Here is a 26,629-nt window from a genome sequence, read left to right as displayed (position 1 = left end):
CCCTTATAGCAGAAGCTCTAATTACTCATTGTTTTCGAAGCGGTAACCGGCACCATAAACAGAATGAATAACATTAAGCTCTGGCGCAACAGCAGAAATTTTCTTGCGCAATTTTTTGATGTGGCTGTCGATAGTGCGGTCACTTACTACGCGGCTGTCAGCATAAATGCTTTTCATAATAAGGTCACGACCAAAAACGCGGCCTGGCTCTTTTATCAATAATTGAAGTAGTTGGAATTCGACTGTTGTTAAATCGATCAATTCACCTTTGTAAGTGGCACGTAGGCGATCTACATCTAAGTCAAAACCATCTGTTCTTGGTGATTCGGTTTGGTCTAACTCAACTCGACGTAAGTTAGCTTTAACGCGAGCCACGATCTCACGAGGACTAAATGGTTTACATACGTAATCATCAGCACCCATTTCTAAACCGATAAGGCGATCAATTTCTTCTGCCTTAGCTGTCACCATGATAATAGGAACGCCGCTAAATTGGCGAACTTGCTTACACACTTCTACACCATCTAAACCAGGTAGCATAAGGTCTAATAGAACAAGGTCTACTTGGTTGTTTTTGATGTAGTTCACGGCAAGGTCACCACGGTCAAGATGGTGATAGTCATAACCTGCTTGTGTTAAGTAAGCAGCCATCAATTCAGCCAATTTTGGTTCGTCTTCGATAATCAGTACTTTACTCATAATATGATTTGTTCCGTATTAATTTAAAGGGAATTCTATTTGTATACCTAAGCCACCATCCTGAGAGTGGTAAGCACTGATCGTGCCTTGGTGTCCTTCCACGATATTAGAGCAAATAGTAAGGCCTAGACCTCGACCGCCGGTTGCTCTGTTTCTTGAGTTTTCAACTCGGTAAAACTGTTCAAAAATTCTGTTCTTATCTTCTTCACTGACACCAGGGGCTGAGTCTTCAAAAAGAATAACCGCTTTCTTATTGGTCGATGATGCTTTGACGCTTAACTTCCCTGGAGCATTTGTGTATTTTAGCGAGTTATTCATCAAATTTGAGAATAACTGATACAAACGATCAGAATCGCCTTTTATTACAATAGGCTTTTTCTGAGTGTATTCATATATTAATTCTAGTCCAGCTTCTTGAAATGGAAGAGTCATGGATTGAGTGGCTTGCTCAAGAATCTCATCTAATGACACTTCTTCCATGTTGTAATTCAAACTACCTGTGTCATGCATAGATAACTGGTTTAAGTCATCAATCAAGCGAGCCAAGTGCAAGGTTTCTTGCTGTAAAGAGGATAGACTATCTGGCGTTACCTTGATAATACCGTCCTGCATGGCTTCAATTTCGCCGCGTAAAATAGCAACAGGCGTTCTTAATTCATGGGCTGTGTCTGCTACCCAGCGTTTACGAGCTTCTCGAGTGTTTTCCAGTGTGCTCGCAAGGTGATTAAAATTACAGCTCAAGTCTGCTAACTCATCAGAGCCTTTTACAGCGATTCTTGTCTCGAACTTCCCAGCGGCAAGTTTTTTAGTCGCCACCTGCATAGAGCAAAGAGGGCGACTTAACCACTGAGCCAGAGGCCATGTTAGTAATGCGGCAATGGCGAGCATAAACGCTGAAATTAAAAGGAAAGCTTCCCCTTGTTGTCGCACAAAGCGCAGAGTTTGGTCTTGCACCAATTCTCGGATGGAGCGTAAGCCAACAAAGCCAACAATCTTTTTATTGACGGTGACAGGGTGAACTTCTGCATCTGTAAAACGAACCTTGCCTATAATTGGGCGCTGTTGCGCATCAAAAAGAAGGAAGCGTTGGCGATAATATTGAGACGGATAAATCAAATCCAAATTAGGTGTGCTTGGAGGTGGAACAAGGTCACGCAAATTTTCTAGTTTTGCTTGATACCACTCTCTTTCCATACGACTCTCTTGTACGAGAAAGTACCAATCATCGTAATAGATGTAGAGATTAGCGGTTCTATTCGCCATCTGCTCTAAAAAGTCTCGGTCACGTTCTGTTGCGTATGATACAAAGCCTCGGTCAAAGCTCCATTGGAATACTTGCCACATAGAAACAATTAGCAGAATGTTACTTAAAACAAAAACCGCAAAGAGTTTGTGGCGAATTTTTAACCCTTTTGGGATGGTCATGGTTGGAGATGAGATCCTGTTTTATGTCCTGTTTATATAAATATGACAGGCTGTAGTTATCAATGTAGGCATAAAAATGCAAATCTTATCTTTACTATATAGTTTTTACAGGAAACTTGGCTACTTGGCTGTGGTGCAAATAATGAGGATTTCCCATATTTGGATCTCTTTAGGGAAGATACGAATAAGTCTTCTGAGCTTCAGTCTTATCAGAGAAACGGTCTATCAAGGCAAGAGTGAGCAGGAATGTTAATACCTTTCAATCACTCTTAACGCAGAGAGGCCGTTTCTATGAAAGACCCGAAGGGCGTGAGCTAAACACTTTTTATTCTTTGTTAAGCTTCTTGCCAATATGTTCATATTGGACTGCGAAGCTTGCCTCGAATAATAAAGGTTTATCCACACGCTGAAGCCAGTGGACTTGTTCGTACCTTCCCTAGTACTATGCATTAAATTTATATCTTTTGGTTTTAGTTATGCGTTTCATTTCTCTATTCAAAGGTTTGTTTTCTTTTTTCTTAATCGCCTTAAATACCACGCTTTGTTTTATTCCTGTTATGGTTTTGGCGTTATGCAAAATTGTATTGCCGTTCCCTAATGTCCGTGCTGTTTTAAATGTCATACTGGATAATATTGCGACAATTTGGATCGCGATAAACAATGTTAATCAAAAGTGCATTGGGCGATCCAAAATTCATTCCTCGGGCGACCAAGAATTATCGGCTAAAGATTGGTACATGATTGTGTCTAATCATCAATCTTGGGTGGATATTTTAATCTTGCAGCGCATGTTTAACCGAAAAATTCCTTTTATTAAATTCTTCTTAAAACGCGAACTGATTTGGGTGCCGTTTATTGGTTTAGCTTGGTGGGCTTTAGAGTTTCCTTTTATGAAGCGTTACAGTCCTGCGTTATTGAAAAAGCGACCAGAGCTTAAAGGCAAAGATATTGAAGTTACGAAAAAAGCCTGTGAGAAGTTTCAGTATTTTCCAGTTTCAATCATGAACTTTTTGGAAGGAACACGTTTTACGTCGCAAAAGCATGAACAGCAGGTGAGTCATTTCAAGCACCTTTTACCCCCTAAGGCTGGCGGTTTGTCTTTTGCCTTAAATGCAATGGATGGAAAACTGCATTATTTAATTGATGTGACCATTGTTTATCCTGAAGGCATTCCAAGCTTTTTTGATTATCTGTGTGGCAAAGTCTCTGAAGTAAAAGTGCATACTCGTATGTTGCCAATAGAAGATTCATTACTTGGTGACTATCAAAATGATGCGGAGTATCGCGCTTCTTTCCAAGAATGGGTGAACGAGCTTTGGCGAGAAAAAGATCAGCAAATCGATCGCCTTCTGAAGTAAGGGAGTGTTTAAAAAGGGTTTTATGCGATTTATCAGAGGCTAGCAGTTCCTTCTTTTTGAGTGACACGTTAGAATCTGATTTTTAAGATTTTATAGAATAGGAATATGTAATGGGCAGAGCCTTTCAAAACCGCAAAGAGTCCATGGCAAAAACGTCTGATCAAAAAGCCAAGGTTTATAGTAAGTACGGCCGTGAAATTTATGTTTGCGCAAAATCCGGTGGTATCGATCCTAATGGTAATTTGGCGTTACGTTCAATGATCGAGCGCGCGAAAAAAGATCAGGTGCCAACGCACGTTATCGATAAAGCAATTGATAAAGCGAAAGGCGGTGGCGGAGAAGATTTTGATACTGCTCGTTATGAAGGCTTTGGTCCTGGTAATACTATGGTGATTGTTGACTGTTTGTCAGACAATCCAAACCGTACTTTTGGTGATGTTCGTACTTGCTTTAACAAAGTTAAGTGTAAAATTGGTGGTCAAGGCAGTGTTAGTCACATGTTTGATCACAGTGCGATTTTTGTTTTTGCTGGTGATGATGAAGAAGCTGTTTTAGATGCTCTTATGATGGCTGATGTTGATGTAACAGACATTGAGCTAGAAGACGGTAAAGTGACTGTTTTTGCACCAAACACAGATTACGGTAAAGCAAAATCAGCATTAGTAGAAGCGCTTGGTGATATTGAATTCGAAGTTGATGAAATTCAATTTGTGCCACAAAACATGACTGAAATCAGCGGTGAAGAAGTTGAACAGTTTGATCGTTTTCTTGATCTTTTGAATGATCTAGATGATGTCCAGCGTGTTTACCATAACGCTGAATACTAAAATTTAAAAAAGGCGCAGTGGTATAAAACCACTGCGCCTTTTTTATTGAAGTGTAATTAAACAAAAGTAGGGAGTGATTTGTGGGAAAAGCCAAGCCTCAAGTGAAGTCTCCCTGTATTCATATTTGCTCTTTGAACGAAGAAAATGTTTGTACCGGGTGTTACCGGACGGGCGAGGAAATTAGTTTGTGGGGAAGTATGGATGAAGCTTCTCAGCTTGCAGTTATGAAAAAAGTTCGAGAACGCGAAGCGAAAAGTCCATTCGTCAGTAATTAATCTGCCCCATCTTTTTCAATAGGCCAGTCCTTGGCTATTTTAATATTATTTTTCCGTCAGTTTGTTTTTTAATTCAATCCATTGGGACATGTATTGCGTGCTTTTCAAGCTGTGGTGTCTGAGCATTAATCCCAAAAAATGTTTTTTTCGTAAGCTGCTTTTGAGTTGGTTTTGTACGATCAGCCGTTTTGTTAAAACAGACTCCCACTGCGCTGCTTGATAACGGTATTCTAGGATTCGATTGCCGTTTTGTTGCATCAATTCCCAGCTTCTTTTGTCTTCATAAAGAGAAACAGCTGCATCGACAAAAGTGTCATTGTTGTCTGCGACCACACCGTTCCAAGGTAAATTGCCATGCATGGATTCTGACCCGATAGGCGTTGTAATGCTTGGTGTGCCCATTTGCATGGCTTCAACCAGTTTACCTTTTATGCCGGCGCCAAAGCGTAAAGGAGCTAAACAAATTCGCGCGTTTTGCATGACTGCTTTTGCGTCCTCTGCCCAACCTTTCACTAAGAAGCCTTCCTTTGCATTATGTAATTGTGTGGCTTTGGGAGGTGGATAGGCGCCATAAATATGGAGTTCAGTGTTTGGTAAACGTTTGCGAATTTTTGGCCAGATTTCAGTTTTCAATTGCAGCACAGCATCCCAATTCGGGGCGTGACGAAAATTACCAATGCTGATGAAATGTTCCCGTTCTTCAAAAGTTGGCAATGTGCTCATGTCGTTTGGTGCGTCGAGCATAAAAGGCAGATGCAGTAGATGTGTTTCCGGAATTTGAAATTCATCCATTAAAAGCTGGGTTTCAGTCTCGGAGATCATCAGAGTAAGGTCGCAACGGTGAATAGCGGCAATCTCTCGAATGCCATGGTCGCTGTAAAGGTCTTCTAATTGAAACTCTCGATTCTGCTTTAAGGCTAAGTGTCTAGCTTGTCGTAATGAATGAAGGTCCTCAGTGTTTAAAACCCGTAAAGAATCTGGGCTGAATTTTTCTACTCGCCAACCAAATTGCTCTTCCATCATGAAGCGATCAAAGATCACTATGCCTGGCTTTTTATCGGCAATATATTCGTCGAATGAGGCGTCATTCAAATCAATATGATCTGAAGTAATGCCTAACAAAGATAAGTCCGACATGTGCTCCGTTTGTTGAGCCGGGCTTGCAAAAGAAATTTGCCACTGGTTCTTATGGAAGCAGTTGAGTAGTTGCATCATGCGGCTGCCAGCGGCAGAAGAGTTTGGTTCTGGCCAGACATAGCCAATGATTAGTAAGTGCACAGTGCTCTCTATTTAAGAAAAGAATTAAAGAAAAAAGGCTTTTTAGATTCAGGATTTAAACGAGAATCAGGACATATTCGTTTGGCTATTGTATCATGGCGAACAGATTTGTGTTGCCTGCCTCGTTTGTAGGGATTGTTAGGCAAGACGTAAGCAAAACATGACGTTGAGAATATAATTATGATCATCAAACCAAAGATTCGTGGATTTATTTGTACAACAACACACCCAGTGGGTTGTGAGCAGAATGTAAGAAATCAAATTGCTTTTACTAAGGCTAAAGGCAAAGTTGAAAATGGCCCTAAAAAAGTACTTGTGATCGGTGCGTCTAGTGGTTATGGATTGTCTTCTCGAATTGCAGCTGCGTTTGGTTCTGGTGCGGCGACGATTGGCGTTTTCTTTGAAAAACCAGGTACTGAGAAAAAAACAGGTACAGCCGGTTGGTACAACTCTGCCGCTTTTGACAAAGTTGCGAAAGAAGAAGGTTTGTACTCTAAGAGTATTAACGGCGACGCTTTCTCAAACGAAGCTCGTGATAAAGTAATCGAGTTGATTAAAGAAGATCTTGGTCAAGTTGATATGGTGGTTTATTCATTGGCTTCCCCAGTGCGTAAAATGCCAGAAACAGGTGAAGTTATTCGTTCTGTTCTTAAGCCAATTGGCGAACCGTACAAATCTACTGCGATTGACACAAACAAAGACGTGATCATCGAAGCGGAAATCGAACCTGCGACAGAAGAAGAAGTAGCTGCAACGACAACGGTTATGGGCGGCCAAGATTGGGAGCTTTGGATGTCTGCTTTGCAAGAAGCGGGTGTTTTGGCGGATGGCGTTCGTACAGTAGCGTATTCTTATATTGGCTCTGACATCACTTGGCCAATTTACTGGCACGGCGCACTAGGCAAAGCAAAAGAAGATTTAGATCGTGCTTCTGCAGCGATTGATAGCAAGCTTGCTGCATTGAATGGCGGTGCAAATGTTGCTGTATTGAAATCTGTTGTGACACAGGCTTCTTCTGCTATTCCTGTTATGCCTTTGTACCTTGCGATGGTTTTCAAAGTGATGCGTGAAAAAAATATCCATGAAGGTTGTATGGATCAGATTTATCGCATGTTCTCTGAGCGTTTGTACAATAATCACAACATCTCTGAACTAACGGATGATATGAATCGTCTGCGTTTGGATGATTGGGAATTGCGTGAAGATGTTCAGCAGGCTTGTCGTGACCTTTGGCCACAAATTACAGACGCTAATTTGTTTGCTGAAACAGATTACCAACTTTATAAAGATGAGTTTTTGAAGTTGTTCGGTTTCGGGATAGATGGTGTTGATTACGAAGCGGATGCTGATCCAGTAGCAGACTTTGAAGTTATTACTCTTTAATTTCTATTAAGGGTAATGAAAGAAAGGAGTTTGGCTTAGGCTGAACTCCTTTTTTAATGTCTGTTTATCTCTTATAGTATATGAATTCGTACTTGGGGTGATTATGAAGCGATTTTGTTGGTTACTTGGTGTTATGTCTTTTTTGGTGAGTGCTCAAACCATTGAGCGTAAATCTGTGGACATTATTTATGGTAATCAATTAATACGCTCTGAACATCAGGTGGTTTTAAGTTCCCCTGATGCGGTTTCCGTTATTCCTGTTGAGCAGGTAGAACAGACTTTAGGTCCAAATGTTGTGATTGCTGCTGATGGCAGCGAGCTGTCTTATTTGGAAGAGAATGATATCGCAAAGCGTGAGCAAGAAATTTACGACGAGGTAAATCGCCGTACGGAAGAGGCGCCATTTACTGTGTTGTTTACAGGTAATATCCCCGAAAAAATCCAAGAAAGACGCTTGAGGATGATGCCTGAAATCGGTGTTGTTAACGAGAGTGTTCCTGGCCCATCAAGCAATCCTCTTGATGTTGGTGCTTTTTCCCCTGTTGGTCAGGGTGTGAATTCATCAAAAAACTCAAATGCATCCGCAAAAGAGTTAGAAAAGCTTGATGCGCTAATTGGCGGTTGAGCTTTCTTCTATTCTCGTTGTTTCATCATGTTGTGGCTTTGATTCACTGTGAGAATCTAGAGTCTCTGCTAACTGCCACTCGGTAAGTTCAGGTGGAAACGCTTTGTTGTGAATAACAATTCTAGTGCTGTCTACAGAGTCTAATTTCTTTTTCATGAATTGAATGAAATCTTCCTTTTGTATCGACTCTACTGCTTTTATCCATTCTTCATCAAAATTAAAGTTAGGTTCTTTTTGCGCGATTTGTCGCCACTCGCTGAGCGCATTGTCACTCAGGTTTTTCGCTTGGATCTTGAGTTGATTTAAAAGTGTGCTTTTGGCTGCGTCGAAATCTTCTTCTGCTAGTGTGCTGAGTCGACTTCTTTGCTCTGAAAGGAAGGTGTCGATTGCATTGACGAGCGTTAAAGTATCTTTGTTAGGTGACTGTATTACTAAGCCTAATATTGGGGTGTTGCGTGTGCTCAGATCTTGCGTGCCCACAATGTAGCCAAGTTGCTGGTTGGTTCTTAGGTCTTGATAAAAAGGGCTGTTTATTATTTTTCTCATGATCGAGAAATAAGCCTTTTGCGTTATTGTGTCATCGTCTTCAAGATCTTGGGTGCTTGTGTCTATGAGCGCATATAAAATAGAGCTGTCATCGCTACTTGAGTCAAATTGATGGTGTAGTTTTTGTTGTGTTGGTAGGGCTTTTGTTTGTATTGAGATGCCTTCTCTGTCTGCTAATCTTCCATCAAATCTTTCATACAGTGTATTTGCTAGTTTCTCTGTTTGTTCTTTGGTTAAGTTGCCTGTGCTGTAGCCAACCACACTAAAGTTGTTACGTGCATTCTTGGTAAATTCCTGCAAATCGCTAAGTGAAATGGCCGTAAGCGCTTCTTCAAGTTGTTTGGTGGTGAAGCTGTTCTTTGTAATAAGAGTATTTAATGCGGAATTAGCGCCTTGATAAGCTTGTTTGCTCGTTTGGTTTGATAGGTCTTTTTGTAGTTGCTGCTTGGCAAGTTCAAATCGATCAAATGTGGGGCGAAATAGAAACAGTTGATCAATCAGCCAGATGAGGTAGTTGTTTTGTTTATCTGAATAGCCGTTTGTTCGTAGGGTTACACCATTTACATGAGGATAAAAGTTAAAGCCTAAACCTGCGAGATAAGGGGAGTATGTGTATTCGCTTACGCTCTCATTAAATAGTCGGCTCCAAAGTCGATTGAGTAGTGTGTTTTTGGCTGTGTCAGCGGCATTATCAAAGCGCAAAGCCAAAAAGTTCATCGCAGTAGGTTTGTGGAAGCTGGAGTCTGATTTATGCCAGTAAGAAAAGCCCTCTTTTTGGAAGACGAGAGATGGCGCTTCATCTTGTTCGTTAATCATGGTTAATGATTCAGGGATGAAGTTGTTTCTTTCCGGTAGAGTGACGAGTGTACTTTTCACGGCTAAGTTCATTAGGTCGAGAAAGGGTTGGCTGAAAAAATTGTTGCTGTATTCACTTTGATACCAAGGTTCGATTTGCCATTCTGGTATGTCTTTCGCCCAGTGATTCGGCATTTCTTTATTGGATGTGACTTGGATGAGCAGGTTTTCAGTATTAAGTTGTTGGAGAAGGTGGCTTATATCTTCTTTGCTGGCCATCTTGTCTATTCTGAAGCTACTCAATAAGTCTTCCGTTGGTACTTTAAGTGCTTTTGCTGACAAGGCGCGAGCCAGGTTTTGTGGATGTACATAACTTTGATGATTAAACATCATTTGGCTTAACTTGAGACCTTCCTCTAAATAAATGGGGTTAATGGGGGAGGATCTCAGTAGATTTATTGTGGCAAAAAAACGTTGTGCCACTGTGTCGATTTTTTCCATTCCCGCTTCGGTCAATCTCATTTTGACGGTAAAGAAAGCATTGCTTCCATAATCTGAGCTAGTGCTGGCCGAGATGCTATTAATAAGTCCTTCAGATTTTAACGAGGCATAGAGCGAGCCTTTATTTTCATTCCCTAAAATATAAGACAGATATCTTGTGGGCTGTGTTTTGTAGTTGAGTAACTGGGCGTCTATTTGGTAGTAAAAATAGAGTGTGTCTTTATCGATAAGAGGGCGAATAAATTGCAGGCGAGGTTTGTTAATTGGGATGAGTGTCGGTGGCAGCGCCTGAGTAGGTTCTGTTTGCTCTAGTTGGGTTTGTTCTGGTTGAGCTTGTTCAGACTGTAATGATGTCTCATCTGGAGTCTTTTGAGTGGGTGCAGGTTGGTTTTTTATATCAGAAAAGTATTCAGTGGCAAGTCTCGCCATTTCTTCATAAGAAAGGTTGGCAACCATAACCAGTGCCATGTTTTCTGCATAATAGTTTGTTTTATACAAAGACAGTAATTGTTCTCTTAGAGGATTATTTGGTCGGTCTTTAAGAGTGTCTAAATTACCGACAGTGAATCTATTGTATGGGTGGTCTTGGTTGATAAGTGTTTTGAAAGCTTGGTTGTTGCGTCGACTCTCGTTTTTAAATTTTGCTTTATATTCTGCGTCGACTGCATTTTTTTCCCTTTGAGTGAGTGATTCACTGAATAAAGGCGAGATGAAAAATTGTGCGAAGCGATCGATGGCGCCTTCATAGCCAGAAGGTTTTATGTCAAAGAAGAAGTTTGTTGTGTCTGTGCTTGTATAGGCGTTATGCGTGCCACCATGAGTACTGATATAAGATTGATAATTGCCTGATTCTGGGTATTTTTCTGTGCCTAGAAAAAGCATGTGTTCCAAGAAGTGAGCAAGCCCTTGTTGGTCTTTAGGGTCATTAAAGCTACCTACATTTACAGATAAAGAAGCAGAGAATCGCTCGGCTTGAGGGTCGTTTATCAGTATTACTTTCAGCTGGTTTGGTAATGTGATTGTGTAGTAGCTATTTTGATCCGTTAGGCTTTTATTTGGAATAATGGTAGCGGTAGGAATTGGAGGTGTGTGATCTGTGTCGTTTTGGCTCATTGATTCATCTGTCTCTGAATTTGTAGAAACTTTGACTTCATCCGCTAGGATGGGAAATGACGCGAGTGCAGTAAGCAAAGCGAAAAAGGGAATGAACTTCTTAATAATCTGAATCATTGATTCAGATTAACTGAAGCTTATGAATAGACGCAATGGATGCTTTTACTTTCCATTGCGTCAAAGTAAAGAATTTATTGAGCATTAATGGATTGGCCGTTGATTGTAAGGCTGTCTTTACCGATTAAATACAAGTAGAGCGGCATGATCTCTTCTGGCGTTGGGAGTGTTTGTGGGTCTTCTTCTGGGAATGCAGCGGCTCTCATGCTGGTTCTCGTTCCGCCAGGGTTGATCGCATTTGCGCGTATGTTTGGAGACGAGGTTGCAAGCTCGCCCGCAAACAGTTGCATCATGGCTTCGGTAGCGAACTTGGAAACGGCATAAGCACCCCAGTTTGGCCTTGCAGTGCGGCCGACTCCGGAAGACGTAAAGATAATGGAAGCCTCTTTGGATTTTTGTAAAAGTGGCATGAGAGCCTGTGAGAGCAGTAATTGGCTGGTGACGTTCACTCGCATGACTTGTTCGAATAAAGTTGGGTCGTAGCTCGCTAAAGGTGCTCTGCTGCCAAGTAAGCTGGCATTGTGAAGGACACCATCCAAATGGCCGAATTCATTTTCAATAGTGTTGGCTATTTCTAGGTAATCGTGTTCCGCAGCGCCATCCAGATTGAGAGGGATGATTGCTGCTTGCGGATAGCCGAGATCTTCAATTTGGTCGTAAACGGCTTCGAGTTTTTTTGTAGTTCTACCTAACAAAATTACAGTTGCGCCGTATTTTGCGTAGGTGATGGCTGCGGTTTTTCCAATGCCATCACCTGCGCCAGTTACAAGGATGATCTTGTCTTTGAGTAGTTGATCTGGAGCTTGATAAGTAAACATATCTCCTCCTTTTGCCTAATTAAGGCTTAGGGTTTTTGAGTGTGCATTAGGTAGTTTACAGACACGTCTTTGTCGTTCAGTTTGTAGACCTTAGTGAGTGGATTATAGGTCATGCCTGTCATGTGTTTTACTTCTAGTCCTGCCTGTCTTGTGTAGTTGTTTAGTTCGGCAGGTTGAATGAATTTAGCATAATCGTGAGTGCCTTTTGGAAGCATGTTTAAAATGTATTCTGCTCCAATAATGGCAAATAAGTAGGCTTTAGGATTGCGGTTTATAGTAGAGAAGAAAACATGGCCACCGGGTTTCACAAGAGTCATGCAGGCCTTAATTACGGAAGATGGGTCTGGAACATGCTCAAGCATTTCTAAACAAGTAACCACATCGTATTGACCTGCTTCTCGTTGGGCGATTTCTTCTGCTGTGATTTTTTCGTAGTCGATATCAAGCTTAGATTCTTCTAGGTGCAGTTTGGCGACAGCAAGAGGAGCTTCGCCCATATCGATGCCTTTTACATTGGCGCCAAGTTTTGCCATGGCTTCAGATAGGATGCCGCCGCCACAACCTACGTCGATCACTTTTTTGCCGGAAAGTCCGCCTGTGTTTTCGTCTACATAATTTGTGCGCAGCGGGTTGATGTCATGTAAGGGTTTAAATTCATTTTCTTTGTCCCACCAACGACTTGCAAGCGCTTCAAACTTTGCAACTTCATTTAAATCTACATTGTTTTGTTGTGGGTTGGTCATATGTATTTTTCCGTTTTTGTTTGTCGCTAGAGAATTGAGAGCTTACTCGATGTGCTGAGTTAGTGAGTGTGTTTTCTAGTATAACGCCAACCATGAGGGTGACCAATAGCTAACTCATATATTAGGTACGAGCAGATTTCTTATTTGGTTTTCTTTGATATTCGACAAGAAGGCAAGAAACTGAGAATCAAATGCAATTATGAGCAACAAAACATACAGCTTGAAGGAGTGTTATTTATTTCCTTATGTTACAATGCAGCGCTTATAAAAAGAGATGATGAAGTCTGTCAGGCTTCCGAGGCATAAGGATCGATTGTATCTATGGGTGAATTAGCCAAAGAAATTATTCCCGTCAGTATCGAAGATGAACTTAAGGGATCTTATCTAGATTACGCAATGAGCGTAATTGTAGGTCGAGCATTACCTGATGTACGTGATGGGTTAAAACCTGTTCACCGTCGCGTTCTATTTGCGATGAATGAACTTAAAAATGATTGGAATAAACCATACAAAAAGTCGGCACGTATTGTCGGTGATGTAATCGGTAAGTATCACCCTCATGGTGACTCTGCTGTATACGATACGATTGTTCGTATGGCTCAACCTTTCTCAATGCGTTACACGCTGGTGGATGGTCAAGGTAACTTCGGTTCTGTCGATGGCGACAGTGCGGCAGCAATGCGTTATACCGAAATCCGCATGGCAAAAATTTCTCATCATTTATTGATGGATCTTGAGAAAGAAACAGTTGATTTTGTGCCTAACTACGATGGTACAGAGTTTATGCCAGAAGTATTGCCTGCACGTGTTCCTGGTTTGCTTGTAAATGGTTCTGCTGGTATCGCCGTTGGTATGGCGACCAATATTCCACCACATAATTTAGGTGAAATTATCGATGGCTGTCTTGCGGTAATTGATAACGCAGACGTCACTATTGATGAGCTGATCGAACACATTCCAGGGCCAGATTTCCCAACAGGGGCCTTTATTAATGGTCGTGCTGGTATTGTTGAAGCCTACAAAACAGGGCGCGGTCGTATTTACATGCGCGCTCGTCATCATTTTGAAGACATGGAAAAAGGCAACCGCCAAGCCATAGTCTTTACTGAAATTCCTTACCAGTTAAACAAAGCGAAAGTCATTGAGAAAATTGCCGAGCTTGTGAAAGAGAAAAAGCTGGAAGGCATCAGTGAACTTCGTGATGAGTCTGACAAAGACGGCATGCGTATTGTGATTGAGCTGCGTCGCGGCGAGAATCCAGACGTTGTTGTTAACAATATCTTTGCTCAAACTCAATTGCAGTCTGTGTTTGGTATCAATATGGTGGCCTTGGTTGATGGCCGTCCACAACTACTAAACTTGAAACAGATTCTTGAGTGCTTCGTGAAACACCGCCGTGAAGTGGTGACTCGCCGTACGATTTTTGAACTTCGTAAGGCGCGTGAGCGTGGTCACATCCTTGAAGGTTTGGCTGTAGCTCTAGCAAATATAGATCGCATTATCGAATTGATTCGTACTTCTCCAACGTCTGCAGAGGCAAAAGAGAAGATCGTTGCTGAATCTTGGCAGCCAGGAAATGTTGTTGCCATGCTTGAACGTGCTGGTGCTGACGCTTGTCGCCCAGATGATCTTGATGCAGGTTACGGTTTCGTTGATGGTGCTTATCACTTGTCACCAGATCAAGCGCAAGCGATTCTAGATTTGCGTTTGCATCGTTTGACTGGCTTAGAGCATGAGAAATTGCTTGGCGAGTACAAGGCTCTAATCGAGTTGATCGCTGAATTGCTGAACATTCTTTCTAATCCAAATCGCTTGATGGAAGTGATTCGTGAAGAGCTTGAAGAAGTTCGTGATAGCTTTGGTGATGCACGTAGAACGGAAATTATCACTTCTCGTCAAGATCTAACCATTGCGGACTTGATCGATGAAGCGCCAATGGTTGTGACCATTTCGAATACAGGTTATGCGAAATCTCAGCCACTAGAAGAGTATCAAGCTCAACGTCGTGGTGGTCGTGGTAAGTCTTCGGCTAGCATGAAAGATGAAGACCATATTGAGCATCTTCTTGTAACGAGCAGTCACGATACCATCATGCTTTTCAGTAACTTGGGTAAAGTTTATTGGTTGCGTGTTTTCGAGATTCCAGTTGCGAGTCGTGGCGCCAAAGGTCGTCCAATCGTTAACTTATTGCCTTTGAGTGAGGGTGAATCTATTTCTGCTTTGTTGCCTTTGCCTGTTGTTGAAGACACAGATAAAGAAGAAGGTGATGAAGACGTTGCTGATGAAGCAAATGTAGAGTCAAACAGTTACATCTTTATGGCGACTGCGAAAGGTACCGTTAAGAAAACAGCGATGCAAAACTTCGCTCGACCTCGTTCTACTGGCTTGATCGCATTGAGCCTAGACGAAACAGATGAACTGGTTGGCGTATCTGTTACTACAGGCGAAAACGACATCATGTTGGTGTCTTCTTCTGGTAAAACGATTCGCTTTAAAGAGTCAGATGTTCGTCCAATGGGTCGTACAGCGGCAGGTGTTCGAGGCATTCGATTGAGTGAGGGCGCGAAAGTGGTTTCTCTGATCGTTCCTGAAGAGGGTTCTGCTGTATTGATGGCTTGTGAAAACGGCTTTGGTAAGCGTACGGCAGTGGAAGACTTCCCAGTTTATGGTCGTGGTGGTCAAGGTGTTATCGGTATCCAAGTGTCTGATCGTAACGGCCCAGTTATTGGTGCGGCTCAGGTTGAGGAAACGGATGAAATTATCTTGATTACTGATCAGGGTACCTTGGTTCGTACTCGAGTGACGGAAGTGTCTTGTCAAGGTCGAAATACGCAAGGTGTCACCTTGATTCGTCTGACTAATGACGAGCACCTAGTTGGCATTGAGCGTGTCGTGGAAAACGATGAAGGTGATATCGAGATTGATGAAGCAGATGATGCGGTTGTCGATCAAGCGCCAAATGATGGCGACGAATCTCCTGATATCACAGAAGCTGATACGGAATAGTAAATAAGCGGCGCACCTAGGTGCGTCGCTTTTATTGTAGATAGGTCCTGAATACTAGAGGTAATAAGCAGGATGAGCCGAGTATATAATTTTTGTTCTGGTCCAGCAGCGCTTCCAGAGGCTGTTTTGAAAAAAGCACAAGCTGAACTATTAGACTGGCATGGTGCTGGCGTTTCCGTTATGGAAATGAGCCATAGAAGTACTGAGTTTATGTCTATTTTGGCTTCGGCTAAAGCGCGTTTAGCTCGTTTGCTTGATGTTAATGATGATTATGAAATTTTGTTTGTTCAGGGTGGTGCATCGACTTTATTTTCCCAGATCCCTGCCAACTTAGTGAATGGTTTTGATTCTGCTTGCTACTTAGATACAGGTGCTTGGTCTTCTAAAGCGATTAAAGAAGCAAAACGCTACACCAAAGTAAATGTTGTTGGCTCTTCTAAAGAACAAAGCTATTCCACGGTTCCTGATTTTTCTAATCTTGAGTTGGATGAAACTGCTGCCTACTTACACCTTTGCCCTAATGAAACAATTGGCGGTGTAGAGTTTTCTGATTTGCCTGAAACGAATTTGCCGATTGTGGCAGATTTGTCTTCGACTATTTTGTCGAGAAAAATTGATGTTAGTAAGTACGGCATGATCTACGCAGGCGCGCAAAAAAATGTTGGCCCTGCAGGTGTGGTTATTTGTATTGTGCGTAAAGATTTATTAGCTCGCTCTAGCGATGAACTCCCTTCCATTTGGAGTTTTGCGAATCTAGCTGCGAACGACTCCATGATAAATACGCCTCCTACGTTTGCTATTTATTTGGCCGATCTTGTTTTTGAGTGGCTTGAAGAGCAAGGCGGTGTCGAAGCGATTGAGGAAATAAATATTCGTAAAGCGCAAGCTTTGTATGATTTTATCGATTCTAGTTCGTTCTATTCAAATCCTGTTGATCCAGCGTTTAGATCTCGTATGAATGTGCCTTTCATTTTGGCAGATCAATCTTTGGATGCTTTATTTATTGAAGAATCAGAAGCGGCTGGTTTGCGCACGTTAGCAGGTCATCGTTCTGTCGGTGGGATGCGAGCAAGTATTTATAACGCCATGCCGATGGAAGGTGTGCTTGCCTTAATTGATTTTATGCGCGGTTTTGAAGAGCGTCACGGGTAATAATATGTCTAACTCTAAAGAAATAGTGCCTGATACATTGCCATTGTTGCGAGATCGTATTGATTCGATTGATTCACAGATCCAGGTGCTTATTAATGAACGTGCTCGCTGCGCTCAAAAAGTAGCCGAGGTGAAGCTTGCTGAACAATCTGATGATGTTGTTTTTTATCGCCCAGAGCGTGAAGCACAGGTTTTAAGACGTGTAATGGAGCGCAATGAAGGGCCTCTTGGTAACGAAGAAATGGCGAAGATTTTCCGTCAAGTGATGTCTTCTTGTCTTGCCTTAGAGAAACCCATGCGCATTGCATTTTTGGGGCCGGAAGGTACCTTTACTCAACAAGCGGCATTGAAGCACTTTGGTAAATCTATCATCAGTGCGCCAATGGCAGCTATTGATGAAGTCTTCCGTGAAGTGGAATCGGGTGCGGCGAATTATGGTGTTGTTCCTGTTGAGAATTCAACAGAAGGCGTTGTAAATCACACTTTAGACAGTTTTCGCGACTCGCGTTTGAAAATTTGCGGGGAAGTGGAAGAGCGTATTCATCATCATTTGTTAGTTAGTCCGAATATCAATTCGGAAGATGTGACGCATATTTATTCCCATCAACAATCATTGGCACAATGTCGAGCTTGGTTAGACCGTTATTGGCCGCACGCTGAGCGTGTTGCTGTTAGTTCTAATGCGGAAGCAGCTCGTCTTGCTGCTGATGCTGGTCGAAGTGGTCGTGCTGTGGCTGCGATTGCCGGTGAAGTGGCGTGTGAATTGTATGGCTTGATTAAAGTGTCGGCGAACATTGAAGATCGCCCAGACAACACGACACGATTTTTGATTGTGGGTAATCAGGATGTGCCACCTAGTGGTAAAGATAAAACGTCTTTGTTGATTAGTGCTAAAAACGAACCTGGCGCCTTATATCATCTGCTTGAGGCATTTGAGCGTCACGGTGTCGACATGACGCGATTAGAAACTCGTCCATCATTAATGAGTCGTTGGGGATACATTTTTTACATCGATTTTGTTGGCCATTATTTGGATGATGCATGTTGTGCTGTGATTGATGAATTACGTGAAAAAGCATCTGAAGTGAAAGTGTTAGGTTCTTATCCTGTTGCTGTTTTGTAGCTTTTTTGGATATATGGCTCGTTTTTGCGTTTTGATAGATAAGAGTAAGTTTTAGATGACTCTGGGTAGTATGCCTCAAGAAAAGAAAAAATTTGGCAATGTCATGATTATTGGTCTTGGCATGATAGGTGGCTCTTTCGCGAAAGCCCTGAAAGACAGAGGGTTGGCGACATTATATGGTGCTGATCGTCGAGAAGGTGAATTGGCGCTAGGTGTGTCTACTGGAGTGATCGATTATCCAGCTCAACTTACTGAAGAATATATCGCTAAGATGGATGTTATCGTTTTAGCAACGCCTGTCCGAGCCATGGAATCTGTTCTACAAGAGATTAAACCTTTTCTTTCTGTTGATACTTTGGTGACAGATGTTGGATCAACAAAAGGGAGTGTGGTTGAGTCTGCGCGTCGAGCTTTTGGCGGTTTACCGTCTAACTTTATTCCCAGTCATCCAATTGCGGGAGCAGAAAAGAGCGGTGTTTTAGCGGCTAATCCTTTGTTGTTTGAAAAGCACATGGCGATCGTGACGCCTTTACCGGACAGCAATCCTGTTTTGCTTGATCGTTTGCATCGTATTTGGCGAGCCATTGGTGCAGACGTTGTGAGTATGGATGTCGAGCATCATGATCATGTTTTAGCGTCTTCTAGTCATTTGCCTCATTTGCTGGCCTATACCTTGGTTGATGCGCTTGCAAATAGTGACCTCAGTCAGGACGTATTCAAGTTTGCCGCTGGCGGTTTTAGAGATTTTACTCGTATTGCTTCTAGTGACCCTGTCATGTGGCGCGATGTTTTTCTGGCTAATAAAGACGCCACATTGGCGACGCTTGATCATTTTACTGATCGTCTTGCGGACATGCGTGCTGCGATAGAGCAAGGTGACGGTGCAAGTATGTTTGGTGTGTTTACCCGAGCTAAGTCTGCGCGAGATCATTTTCTTCGTTTGTTAGAGCAGCGTACAATGGGCTCGACAAAAGAAGTGCGACCAACTTCGGTTTCAGTTTTACCTGCTTCAGTTATTAAAGGTGATATTTCTTTGGTGGGTGACAAATCTTTGTCACATAAAGCCATTACCATAGCTGCGCTTTCGGACGGGGTGAGTGATTTACAGAATATTGATCTTAGTGTTGATGTTCGAATTACTATGCAAGCCTTTCGAGATATGGGTGTTGTCATTGAAGAGGTCGCATTAGATCGTTTGCGTGTTCATGGTGTTGGGCTTCGTGGTCTTAAAGCACCAATAGCGCCCATTAATATTCATGAATCTCGGGAGAGTTTGTATCTCTTGTTGCCAGTGTTGGCGGGACAATCATTCGTGACCACTGTTGTTGGTGAAGGTGAGCTGTTAAAACAACCTATGAGCGATTTATTGTCGGTGATTCGTGAAATGGGCGGGAAAATTGCTTCTGATGTGGAGGATTGTTTGCCTATCGTCTTGACGCCAGAGCAAGCAACAGATGTTTCTATCAGCTTAACTAGTGGATCTGAGCGTCTTAAAATGTCGGCTTTTTTGGCTGCTTTATATTCACCAACAATAGGGCATGTAAGACCACTTATTACTGAACTGTCTCATTGTGAAGTCTTATTGCGTCAATTTGGGGCGGTTATTTCTGAGTGCGATGGCGGTTTTCAAATAGCGCCATCATCACTGTCTGGTGTAGATATCGTGCTTTCCGGTGATGTGCATGAAGCTATGTGGTGGGCATTACTGGCAAGTTTGCTTCCAGGTTCTGAACTTAATGTGAAGAATGTGGGTCTAGACTCTGTTTCGTTTGATTATTTGTCGTTTTTGCAATCTATTGGGTTGGATGTGTCTGTGCCGCCGGAAAGTGTATTGGGGACAGGGTTGCGAGAAGGGGAAATGCATGTTGTATTTTCTGAATTGCAGTCTTTCACATTAAGTGCAGCACAAAGTTATCGATTTAGAGAAATGTTGCCGCTTTTGTGTGTTGTAGCTGCATATGCTAACGGTGTCACGCATATAAATGGTGTTAACGCATTGCCTTATTACCATGAGGATAGAGTATTGGCTCTAGTTGACGCGCTTGAAAAAGTGAAAGTGCGTTGTACTTATGAAAATGGTGAATTAATTATTTATGGCTCTGTCCCGCAAGGTGGTGAGCTAGATTGTGCTGGTGATGATCGTTTGGCGTTGGCCATGCTGGCACTTGGTGCGAGAAGTAAATCGACCACAGTCGTCAATGACTGTCAAAAATTATTAGAAGAATTTAATGAGTTGGAGAGCATTGCTGGGCAATTAGGTTTTCATTGTTCGGTAGTGCAGTAGTTTTTTAAGAGGAATAGTTATGATTAACCAAGGCCCAGTTATTACAATTGATGGTCCAAGTGGTGCTGGTAAAGGCACTGTCAGTCAATTAATTGCAGAAAAACTGGGATGGCATATATTAGACAGCGGTGCTTTGTATCGACTTCTTGCCCTTGCTGTTTCGCATCACGGAATGTCTGTTGAAGATGTGGAGACGCTAAAAGTATTGGCGGAGCATTTGGATATACAATTTCAGCAGGTGGAGCTAGGTAAAGTTGAAATTATCTTAGAAGGTGAGACTGTTACTCAGGCAATTCGTACTGAAGAAGTGGGAAACAATGCTTCTAAATTGGCTGCGATTCCTGAAGTCCGTGAAGGTCTATTGCTGCGTCAAAGAGCATTTTCACAGCTGCCAGGCTTAGTTGCTGATGGCCGCGATATGGGTACAGTTGTTTTCCCTTCAGCGCAAGTTAAGGTGTTTTTAACTGCTTCTGCAGAAGAGCGTGCACAACGTCGCATACAACAATTGCAGCAAAAAGGCGAAACTGTTAATCTTGACGAATTAGTAAAAACGATTAAAGAGAGGGATGAGCGAGATGCTAATAGAGCGATCGCTCCTCTTGTGCCTGCAGCAGGCGCCTTAGTAATCGATAGTACAGATTTAAGTATTGAACAGGTTGTCGAGATGATTTTTACTGAAACAGTAAAAGCAGGTCTTGCGTAGCCTGTTCTTTTTCGTGTCTGAAATGTGCTAGAATAGATCAAATTTTATCAAAGTCGATAAAGGTGCCAGCAAGCCTTTATCGCATCATTCAAAAAATTGACCCACATTTGCTGGCAATGTGGATAGGGTTTAGTTTACTAAACCAAACATATAGGAAATACAATGACTCAAAGCTTCGCAGAACTGTTTGAAGAAAGCCTTTTAACCGTCGAAATGGCGCCGGGCTCAATTGTTACTGGTATTGTTGTTGATATCGACAGCGAATGGGTAACTGTTCATGCAGGTCTTAAATCTGAAGGCGTAATTCCTCGTTCTCAGTTTCTAACGGAAAGTGGTGAATTCAACTTAAACATCGGTGACGAAGTTAAGGTTGCACTTGACGCTGTAGAAGATGGCTTCGGTGAGACTAAATTGTCTCGTGAAAAAGCGAAACGTGCAGAGACTTGGTCTGTGCTTGAAAAAGCTTACGAAGAAAATGCCATTATCCACGGTGTAATTAACGGTAAAGTTAAAGGTGGCTTCACTGTTGATATCGCTAACATCCGTGCCTTCTTGCCAGGTTCTTTGGTAGATGTTCGCCCAATCCGCGACACATCACATTTGGAAGGTGTTGATCTAGAGTTCAAACTTATTAAGCTTGATCAAAAACGTAACAACGTTGTTGTTTCTCGTCGTGCCGTTATGGAAGCGACTAACAGCGCTGAACGTGAAACACTTCTTGCTTCTCTTGAAGAAGGTCAAGAAGTTAAAGGTATCGTTAAGAACCTTACTGATTACGGTGCGTTTGTTGACCTTGGTGGTGTTGATGGTCTTCTTCACATCACTGATATGGCTTGGAAACGCATTAAACACCCAAGTGAAATCATTGCTGTTGGCGATGAAATCGACGTTAAAGTGCTTAAGTTTGACCGCGAGCGTAACCGTGTGTCTCTAGGTCTTAAGCAGTTGGGTGAAGATCCATGGGTAGCAATCAAAGCTCGTTACCCAGAGAATACTAAAGTAACGGCTAAAGTTACTAACTTGACTGACTACGGTTGCTTCGCTGAACTTGAAGAAGGCGTTGAAGGTCTAGTTCACGTATCTGAAATGGATTGGACTAACAAAAACATCCACCCATCTAAAGTTGTTCAGATCGGTGATGATGTAGAAGTTATGGTTCTTGATATTGACGAAGAGCGTCGTCGTATCTCTTTGGGTATCAAACAGTGCACTATGAACCCATGGGAAGAGTTTGCTACTTCTTTCAACAAAGGCGACAAAATCTCTGGCGCAATCAAGTCTATCACTGACTTTGGTGTGTTCATTGGTCTTGACGGTGGTATTGATGGTTTGGTTCACCTATCTGACCTATCTTGGGAAGAAGCTGGTGAAGAAGCCGTTCGTCAATACAAGAAAGGCGATATGCTAGAAACTGTTGTATTGTCTATCGATGCTGAGCGTGAGCGTATTTCTTTAGGTGTTAAACAACTTGAAGAAGATCCGTTCCTTGCTTTCGTAGCTGAAAACGACAAAGGCGCTATCGTTAACGGTACCGTTTCTGAAGTTGATGCGAAAGGTGCAGTAGTTGTTCTTGCGGAAGGCGTTGAAGCTACTTTGAAAGTATCTGAAATCAGCCGTGACCGTGTTGAAGATGCAACATCTGTATTGAAAGAAGGCGACAAAGTAGAAGCAGCGATCATCAATGTTGATCGTAAAGCTCGTACTATTGCTCTTTCTATCAAGCAGAAAGATGCTTCTGAAGAGAAGACAGCGTTGAAAGCTCACTCTGAGAAACAACAAGCTGAAGCGAATGGTCCTACTACTATCGGTGATTTGATCAAAGCGCAACTAGAAAACCAAAACTAAGTTTTGATTTTCTGAAAGCTATAAAAAGCGGACTTCGGTCCGCTTTTTTTTGCGTCTATTTTTCTTGAATTTATTGACAAGAAAACTATACACAGAACATGTGGATAACTATGGGTATAGAGTTTGTGTATGTTTTTAGCCTAATGAATTGAGAAAGGTTTGAATATCTTCATCATCCCAATTTTCTTTTTCTAATAAGCTTTTGAAAGCATCGCTTTGCTGGACCTTGTTGAAGTTTTTTTGGAATTTTGCGTAATGGAGGTCTTTTATTAGACGCTCATCGTGCTCTGATCGATAAAGTGATGCTTGCTCAGTTTTTTTGGTCTTATCTTCGTCCAGTGAATCGATTTTTTTATATGTGTTCAAAAAGTGTTTTTTGTTCATATTTCGATCTCTGTTGCATGTTCTATTTCTAGTATCTCAAAATGATCACTTCTTGCACACCATTTAACATTTATGTCCCAGAGTCTAATTCCATGCTCTCTATCTATTTGATCTGATAAGTAGGAGGGTCTTGGGTCTTGAGCAATAACCTGTTCAATCAAACTTATAATTGATTTTTTGTTTTCGGTTTCGTATTTCTCACATTGTAGTTTAGCTTTCGCTGAGAATTGCACTTCATAGGTTGAAGATTTTGTGTGTGCGAATCCGCCTTTTGCTTCCGAGATATTATCCGCATAAGGTAGGTAGGGTTTGATATCTAATACTGGTGTGCCATCGAGTAAATCTGCGCCGTGCAGATCAATAAATACTCTTGTATCTTCTTTATAAATGCGTCCCATTTTAACCACAGATAAGCCAATAGGGTTGGGTCTATGAGTTGCTCTTGTGGCAAATACGCCCATTTTTTTCTGCCCGCCTAAGCGTGGAGGGCGAACCTTTGCTTTCCAGCCTTCTTGCTGATTTGCATGAAAAATGAATTGAATCCAGATGTGTGAGAAATCACTCAAGCCATCTAATGTGTCGAGTCTATTGTAGGGAGCAATAAGTTCTAAGCGGGCTGTTGCTTCTGTGACTAATCCAGGTTGCCTAGGAATACCAAACTTTTCTTTATAGCAGGAATGTATTATGCCAATGGGGGAAAGGGTGTATGAATGAGAACTGGGCACCAAGTCTTCCTTCTTCGTATAAATCTGCACTAAATGAATGAAAATATTATGTTAGTATACTGGCTTAGTTGAATTGGTCGTGATTTATTTTGCCGCCTTCTGTTTATGCTTTTTACTTTTATTAGAGATTAAAAATGTCTTTAGAATCTTATATGAATCAAATAGGTCAGCAAGCTAGAGCTTCTTCTCGTTTACTTGCTAAAGCTTCCACTCAGCAAAAAAACATGGCGTTGTTCGCTATGGCAGACGCTTTAGAAGATGCACGACCTCGATTGATAGAAGCAAACTCGAAAGACATGGAAGAAGGCCGAGCAAAAGGTTTGGATGCGGCTTTATTAGACAGATTACTGCTTAATGACGCCCGAATCGATGGCATGATTGAAGGCTTGAAACAGGTTGCTTCTTTGCCTGACCCAATTGGTGAAGTGTCAGGAATGGTGTATTTGCCTTCTGGTATTCAGCGTGGACAAATGCGAGTGCCTCTTGGTGTTGTAGGTATTATTTACGAGTCTCGTCCTAATGTAACTATTGACGCTGCGAGTTTATGTTTGAAGTCAGGTAATGCAACTATTTTGCGTGGTGGCTCAGAAGCGTTTCATTCAAACCAAGCTATTGCTGAAGCAGTATGTAAAGGGCTTGAAGTGGCTGGCTTGCCTGCAGATGCCGTGCAAGTGTTAAACACGACTGATAGAGAAGCGGTTGGTAAATTAATTACTATGCCTGAGTATGTTGATGTCATTGTGCCTCGTGGCGGTAAAGGCTTAATTGAGCGTATTAGCAAAGATGCCCGAGTGCCTGTTATCAAGCATTTGGATGGTAATTGTCATGTGTATATTGACGATGAAGCCGACTTTGATAAAGCCTTCAAAATTGTAATTAATGCAAAAACACGTCGCTATGGTGTGTGTAATGCAATGGAATCCATGCTCGTTCATAAATCGGTTGCAGACGACATGCTTCCAAAGCTGGTTGCGGCCTTTGAAGAGAAGGGCGTTGAACTCGTTGGTTGTGAATTGTCTCAATCTATATCCTCTTCTATTGGTGTAGCAACAGAAGAAGATTGGTATACGGAATATCATGCCCCTAAACTTTCGATCAAAATTGTGGTCGATATGGATGAAGCAATTGCTCATATCAATAAATATGGCTCGCATCATACCGATGCCATTGTTTCTCAGAACTACAGTAAAACTCGTGCCTTTATGACAGAGGTCGATTCTTCATCTGTTATGGTGAATGCTTCAACATCCTTTGCGGATGGTTTTGAATATGGGTTTGGTGCAGAAATTGGTATTTCTACAGATAAGATTCATGCTCGTGGTCCGGTTGGGCTGTTAGGGCTTACCAGTCAGAAATACATAGTGCTGGGTGATGGCCATACACGTGACAATTAAGCAGCAGAATGAAATAAAGCGATCTGGTTTGGCGATTATGGGAGGGACATTCGACCCGGTTCATAATGGCCACCTTAGAACGGCGGTAGAGGTGCTTGATAAGTATCAATATTCAGCTCTGAAGTTGATACCTTGCTTTCAGCCTGTTCATAAAGGTCAACCAGGTGTTACTGCTCGTCAGCGTTTGGAAATGGCACAGTTGGCTGTTTCTAGTCACCCAAGGTTAAGTGTGGATTCTCGTGAAGTAGAGCGAGAAGGGCCAAGCTATAGTGTAGACACCTTGCGAGATATACGTGCTGAAATAGGTCCAGATGAACCACTGATCATGGTGTTGGGTATGGATAGCTTTTTGTCGCTTCCTACTTGGCATGAGTGGCGAGCGCTAACTCAGTACGCTCACCTTTTGGTGGTTTCTCGTCCCGGTTGGGAGCCAGATTTGATTTCGGAGCTAAATGCATTTTGCGAAAACTATCGTGCCTCTGCATCGCATGAGTTACAATGCGCGCCCTCGGGATTAGTCTGGTTTGAGACATTAACCCCACTGGGAATATCTTCTAGCATGATTAGATCGCTGGCTCGAAAGAATGAGTCAATTGCCTATTTATTGCCAGAGCCCGTTCAAAAGTACATAGAGCAACATCAATTATATCGATAGGATAACGTAATTATATGAGTCAGATTAACCTCACAGCAGATCAAATTTTAGCCTTTGCGGTCGAAGCATTAGAAGATGTAAAAGGTGATAAGATCACTGTGTTGAACGTTGGGAGTCATACAGACATGATGGATTACATGGTGATCTGTACTGGTACTTCTAAACGCCATGTTAATGCTTTAGGGCAAAATGTTTTTGAGCATCTTAAGCAACAAGGTTTACAGCCGCTAGGTTCTGAAGGACGTGGAATGGGAAGTGACTGGGTGCTTGTTGACCTACATGATGTTGTTGTTCATGTGATGACAGAAGAAGCTCGAGCATTTTATGACCTTGAGAAGTTGTGGGATATAAAACCAGAAACGTTATAAGGTCTTTATAATGCGAGTTCGTTTGATTGCTGTTGGTAACAAAATGCCCAAGTGGGTGACTCAAGGTTATGATGATTACGCTAAGCGTCTGCCAAAGGATTTTGCGCTAGAGCTTGTTGAAATTCCGATGTCGCCTCGTGGTAAAAATACGGATATACCAAAAGCCATTCGTAAGGAGGGAGACGCTATGCTTGAAGCGATTCCTTCTGGAGATAAAGTCATTGCTATGGAGGTGCTTGGTAAGGAGTGGTCTACTGAGCAGCTTGCAGATCAAACGGAAAATTGGCGCATGGATGGTTATAACGTGAGTTTACTGGTAGGTGGGCCAGACGGATTAGACCCAAGATGCACGGCTCGCGCAGATCAAGTTTGGTCTCTATCTCGTTTAACGCTTCCACATCCTATGGTGAGAATTATTTTAGCTGAGCAAATTTATCGTGCTTGGACTTTAATGAATAATCACCCATATCATAGATAAGGTGTGGTG

The 26,629-nt window shown here is 42.1% G+C and carries 23 protein-coding genes; 15 read left to right on the top strand and 8 right to left on the bottom strand.

Going from position 1 to position 26,629, the window contains the following annotated elements; genetic code table 11:
• Positions 1-21: 21 nt before the first annotated feature.
• Positions 22-699, bottom strand: coding sequence for a response regulator (locus ACMUMQ_RS00670; RefSeq protein WP_414680130.1), 678 nt, complete (start codon positions 697-699; stop codon positions 22-24).
• An 18-nt stretch (positions 700-717) separates the two neighbouring features.
• Positions 718-2,124 carry an ATP-binding protein gene (locus tag ACMUMQ_RS00665; RefSeq protein ID WP_414680129.1) on the bottom strand — a complete coding sequence of 469 codons (1,407 nt, stop codon included), beginning with the start codon at positions 2,122-2,124 and terminating at the stop codon, positions 718-720.
• 476 nt (positions 2,125-2,600) lie between these two features.
• Here ACMUMQ_RS00665 and yihG point away from each other — a divergent pair, with 476 nt between their 5' ends.
• The 3 genes from yihG (at position 2,601) to ACMUMQ_RS00650 (ending at position 4,584) form a co-directional block, all read left to right on the top strand.
• Complete coding sequence (yihG, locus tag ACMUMQ_RS00660) at positions 2,601-3,482, top strand: 1-acylglycerol-3-phosphate O-acyltransferase, YihG family (RefSeq protein ID WP_414680128.1); 882 nt, start codon at positions 2,601-2,603, stop codon at positions 3,480-3,482.
• A gap of 110 nt (positions 3,483-3,592) precedes the next feature.
• On the top strand, positions 3,593-4,309 hold the full coding sequence (locus tag ACMUMQ_RS00655; protein WP_414680127.1) for a YebC/PmpR family DNA-binding transcriptional regulator: 717 nt from the start codon (positions 3,593-3,595) through the stop codon (positions 4,307-4,309).
• An 80-nt stretch (positions 4,310-4,389) separates the two neighbouring features.
• A complete protein-coding gene (locus ACMUMQ_RS00650; RefSeq protein ID WP_414680126.1) occupies positions 4,390-4,584 on the top strand; it encodes a DUF1289 domain-containing protein in 195 nt (64 codons plus the stop codon).
• Positions 4,585-4,629: 45 nt separating this feature from the next.
• Here ACMUMQ_RS00650 and ACMUMQ_RS00645 read toward each other — a convergent pair whose 3' ends face one another.
• Positions 4,630-5,862 carry a glycosyltransferase gene (locus ACMUMQ_RS00645; protein WP_414680125.1) on the bottom strand — a complete coding sequence of 411 codons (1,233 nt, stop codon included), beginning with the start codon at positions 5,860-5,862 and terminating at the stop codon, positions 4,630-4,632.
• Positions 5,863-6,042: 180 nt separating this feature from the next.
• Here ACMUMQ_RS00645 and fabV point away from each other — a divergent pair, with 180 nt between their 5' ends.
• Both fabV and ACMUMQ_RS00635 read left to right on the top strand, forming a co-directional pair.
• The gene (fabV, locus tag ACMUMQ_RS00640) at positions 6,043-7,245 is read left to right on the top strand and encodes an enoyl-ACP reductase FabV (protein ID WP_414680124.1); all 1,203 of its coding nucleotides are present in this window, start codon (positions 6,043-6,045) and stop codon (positions 7,243-7,245) included.
• A 103-nt stretch (positions 7,246-7,348) separates the two neighbouring features.
• Entirely contained in the window at positions 7,349-7,870 is a 522-nt protein-coding gene (locus tag ACMUMQ_RS00635) for a hypothetical protein (protein ID WP_414680123.1), read from the top strand.
• Here ACMUMQ_RS00635 and ACMUMQ_RS00630 read toward each other — a convergent pair.
• From ACMUMQ_RS00630 to ubiG, 3 genes are all read right to left on the bottom strand, one after another.
• Positions 7,856-10,942 carry an insulinase family protein gene (locus ACMUMQ_RS00630; protein ID WP_414680122.1) on the bottom strand — a complete coding sequence of 1,029 codons (3,087 nt, stop codon included), beginning with the start codon at positions 10,940-10,942 and terminating at the stop codon, positions 7,856-7,858. The two genes, ACMUMQ_RS00635 and ACMUMQ_RS00630, sit on opposite strands and share 15 nt — an antisense overlap.
• Before the next feature lie 74 nt (positions 10,943-11,016).
• Positions 11,017-11,760 carry a YciK family oxidoreductase gene (locus ACMUMQ_RS00625; protein WP_414680121.1) on the bottom strand — a complete coding sequence of 248 codons (744 nt, stop codon included), beginning with the start codon at positions 11,758-11,760 and terminating at the stop codon, positions 11,017-11,019.
• A 26-nt stretch (positions 11,761-11,786) separates the two neighbouring features.
• Positions 11,787-12,503: a bifunctional 2-polyprenyl-6-hydroxyphenol methylase/3-demethylubiquinol 3-O-methyltransferase UbiG gene (ubiG, locus tag ACMUMQ_RS00620; RefSeq protein ID WP_414680120.1), complete on the bottom strand. Its 717-nt coding sequence runs from the start codon at positions 12,501-12,503 to the stop codon at positions 11,787-11,789.
• Between the two features lie 321 nt (positions 12,504-12,824).
• Between ubiG and gyrA the strand changes: the two genes are divergently transcribed.
• The 6 genes from gyrA (at position 12,825) to rpsA (ending at position 22,616) form a co-directional block, all read left to right on the top strand.
• Positions 12,825-15,509: a DNA gyrase subunit A gene (gyrA, locus tag ACMUMQ_RS00615; protein WP_414680119.1), complete on the top strand. Its 2,685-nt coding sequence runs from the start codon at positions 12,825-12,827 to the stop codon at positions 15,507-15,509.
• A 72-nt stretch (positions 15,510-15,581) separates the two neighbouring features.
• Complete coding sequence (gene serC, locus ACMUMQ_RS00610) at positions 15,582-16,661, top strand: 3-phosphoserine/phosphohydroxythreonine transaminase (RefSeq protein ID WP_414680118.1); 1,080 nt, start codon at positions 15,582-15,584, stop codon at positions 16,659-16,661.
• 4 nt (positions 16,662-16,665) lie between these two features.
• The gene (gene pheA / locus ACMUMQ_RS00605) at positions 16,666-17,784 is read left to right on the top strand and encodes a prephenate dehydratase (protein WP_414680117.1); all 1,119 of its coding nucleotides are present in this window, start codon (positions 16,666-16,668) and stop codon (positions 17,782-17,784) included.
• Positions 17,785-17,839: 55 nt separating this feature from the next.
• Entirely contained in the window at positions 17,840-20,068 is a 2,229-nt protein-coding gene (locus tag ACMUMQ_RS00600) for a carboxyvinyltransferase (RefSeq protein ID WP_414680116.1), read from the top strand.
• Between the two features lie 19 nt (positions 20,069-20,087).
• Positions 20,088-20,771: a (d)CMP kinase gene (cmk, locus tag ACMUMQ_RS00595; RefSeq protein WP_414680115.1), complete on the top strand. Its 684-nt coding sequence runs from the start codon at positions 20,088-20,090 to the stop codon at positions 20,769-20,771.
• A 162-nt stretch (positions 20,772-20,933) separates the two neighbouring features.
• Entirely contained in the window at positions 20,934-22,616 is a 1,683-nt protein-coding gene (gene rpsA, locus ACMUMQ_RS00590; protein WP_414680114.1) for a 30S ribosomal protein S1, read from the top strand.
• Between the two features lie 135 nt (positions 22,617-22,751).
• Here the strand turns inward: rpsA and ACMUMQ_RS00585 are convergent, their stop codons facing one another.
• Both ACMUMQ_RS00585 and tsaA read right to left on the bottom strand, forming a co-directional pair.
• Positions 22,752-23,000, bottom strand: a complete 249-nt coding sequence (locus ACMUMQ_RS00585; RefSeq protein ID WP_414680113.1) for a hypothetical protein — start codon at positions 22,998-23,000, stop codon at positions 22,752-22,754.
• On the bottom strand, positions 22,997-23,725 hold the full coding sequence (tsaA, locus tag ACMUMQ_RS00580; protein ID WP_414680112.1) for a tRNA (N6-threonylcarbamoyladenosine(37)-N6)-methyltransferase TrmO: 729 nt from the start codon (positions 23,723-23,725) through the stop codon (positions 22,997-22,999). Before tsaA ends, ACMUMQ_RS00585 begins: the two co-directional genes overlap by 4 nt.
• 134 nt (positions 23,726-23,859) lie before the next feature.
• Here tsaA and ACMUMQ_RS00575 point away from each other — a divergent pair, with 134 nt between their 5' ends.
• Genes ACMUMQ_RS00575 through rlmH form a run of 4 tightly spaced genes read left to right on the top strand, consistent with a single transcriptional unit; the run spans position 23,860 to position 26,620 of the window.
• Entirely contained in the window at positions 23,860-25,119 is a 1,260-nt protein-coding gene (locus tag ACMUMQ_RS00575; RefSeq protein WP_414680111.1) for a glutamate-5-semialdehyde dehydrogenase, read from the top strand.
• On the top strand, positions 25,109-25,774 hold the full coding sequence (gene nadD, locus ACMUMQ_RS00570) for a nicotinate-nucleotide adenylyltransferase (protein ID WP_414680110.1): 666 nt from the start codon (positions 25,109-25,111) through the stop codon (positions 25,772-25,774). The genes ACMUMQ_RS00575 and nadD overlap by 11 nt, the downstream gene beginning before the upstream one ends.
• 14 nt (positions 25,775-25,788) lie before the next feature.
• Complete coding sequence (rsfS, locus tag ACMUMQ_RS00565; RefSeq protein ID WP_347983848.1) at positions 25,789-26,142, top strand: ribosome silencing factor; 354 nt, start codon at positions 25,789-25,791, stop codon at positions 26,140-26,142.
• Between the two features lie 10 nt (positions 26,143-26,152).
• Complete coding sequence (rlmH, locus tag ACMUMQ_RS00560) at positions 26,153-26,620, top strand: 23S rRNA (pseudouridine(1915)-N(3))-methyltransferase RlmH (RefSeq protein WP_414680109.1); 468 nt, start codon at positions 26,153-26,155, stop codon at positions 26,618-26,620.
• Positions 26,621-26,629 lie beyond the last annotated feature (9 nt).

Origin of the sequence: Marinomonas algae (genome assembly GCF_047525555.1) — a bacterium.
Classification (GTDB): domain Bacteria; phylum Pseudomonadota; class Gammaproteobacteria; order Pseudomonadales; family Marinomonadaceae; genus Marinomonas.
The sequence above is the reverse complement of the archived record's forward strand: the minus strand, read 5'-3'. Positions and strand labels throughout refer to the sequence as shown.

Coding starts and splice junctions, on each gene's coding strand:
- ACMUMQ_RS00670 (WP_414680130.1), bottom strand. CDS start 699: ATGAGTAAAGTACTGATTATCGAAGACGAACCAAAATTGGCTGAATTG.
- ACMUMQ_RS00665 (WP_414680129.1), bottom strand. CDS start 2,124: ATGACCATCCCAAAAGGGTTAAAAATTCGCCACAAACTCTTTGCGGTT.
- yihG (WP_414680128.1), top strand. CDS start 2,601: ATGCGTTTCATTTCTCTATTCAAAGGTTTGTTTTCTTTTTTCTTAATC.
- ACMUMQ_RS00655 (WP_414680127.1), top strand. CDS start 3,593: ATGGGCAGAGCCTTTCAAAACCGCAAAGAGTCCATGGCAAAAACGTCT.
- fabV (WP_414680124.1), top strand. CDS start 6,043: ATGATCATCAAACCAAAGATTCGTGGATTTATTTGTACAACAACACAC.
- ACMUMQ_RS00635 (WP_414680123.1), top strand. CDS start 7,349: ATGAAGCGATTTTGTTGGTTACTTGGTGTTATGTCTTTTTTGGTGAGT.
- ACMUMQ_RS00630 (WP_414680122.1), bottom strand. CDS start 10,942: ATGATTCAGATTATTAAGAAGTTCATTCCCTTTTTCGCTTTGCTTACT.
- ACMUMQ_RS00625 (WP_414680121.1), bottom strand. CDS start 11,760: ATGTTTACTTATCAAGCTCCAGATCAACTACTCAAAGACAAGATCATC.
- ubiG (WP_414680120.1), bottom strand. CDS start 12,503: ATGACCAACCCACAACAAAACAATGTAGATTTAAATGAAGTTGCAAAG.
- gyrA (WP_414680119.1), top strand. CDS start 12,825: ATGGGTGAATTAGCCAAAGAAATTATTCCCGTCAGTATCGAAGATGAA.
- serC (WP_414680118.1), top strand. CDS start 15,582: ATGAGCCGAGTATATAATTTTTGTTCTGGTCCAGCAGCGCTTCCAGAG.
- pheA (WP_414680117.1), top strand. CDS start 16,666: ATGTCTAACTCTAAAGAAATAGTGCCTGATACATTGCCATTGTTGCGA.
- ACMUMQ_RS00600 (WP_414680116.1), top strand. CDS start 17,840: ATGACTCTGGGTAGTATGCCTCAAGAAAAGAAAAAATTTGGCAATGTC.
- cmk (WP_414680115.1), top strand. CDS start 20,088: ATGATTAACCAAGGCCCAGTTATTACAATTGATGGTCCAAGTGGTGCT.
- rpsA (WP_414680114.1), top strand. CDS start 20,934: ATGACTCAAAGCTTCGCAGAACTGTTTGAAGAAAGCCTTTTAACCGTC.
- ACMUMQ_RS00585 (WP_414680113.1), bottom strand. CDS start 23,000: ATGAACAAAAAACACTTTTTGAACACATATAAAAAAATCGATTCACTG.
- ACMUMQ_RS00575 (WP_414680111.1), top strand. CDS start 23,860: ATGTCTTTAGAATCTTATATGAATCAAATAGGTCAGCAAGCTAGAGCT.
- rsfS (WP_347983848.1), top strand. CDS start 25,789: ATGAGTCAGATTAACCTCACAGCAGATCAAATTTTAGCCTTTGCGGTC.
- rlmH (WP_414680109.1), top strand. CDS start 26,153: ATGCGAGTTCGTTTGATTGCTGTTGGTAACAAAATGCCCAAGTGGGTG.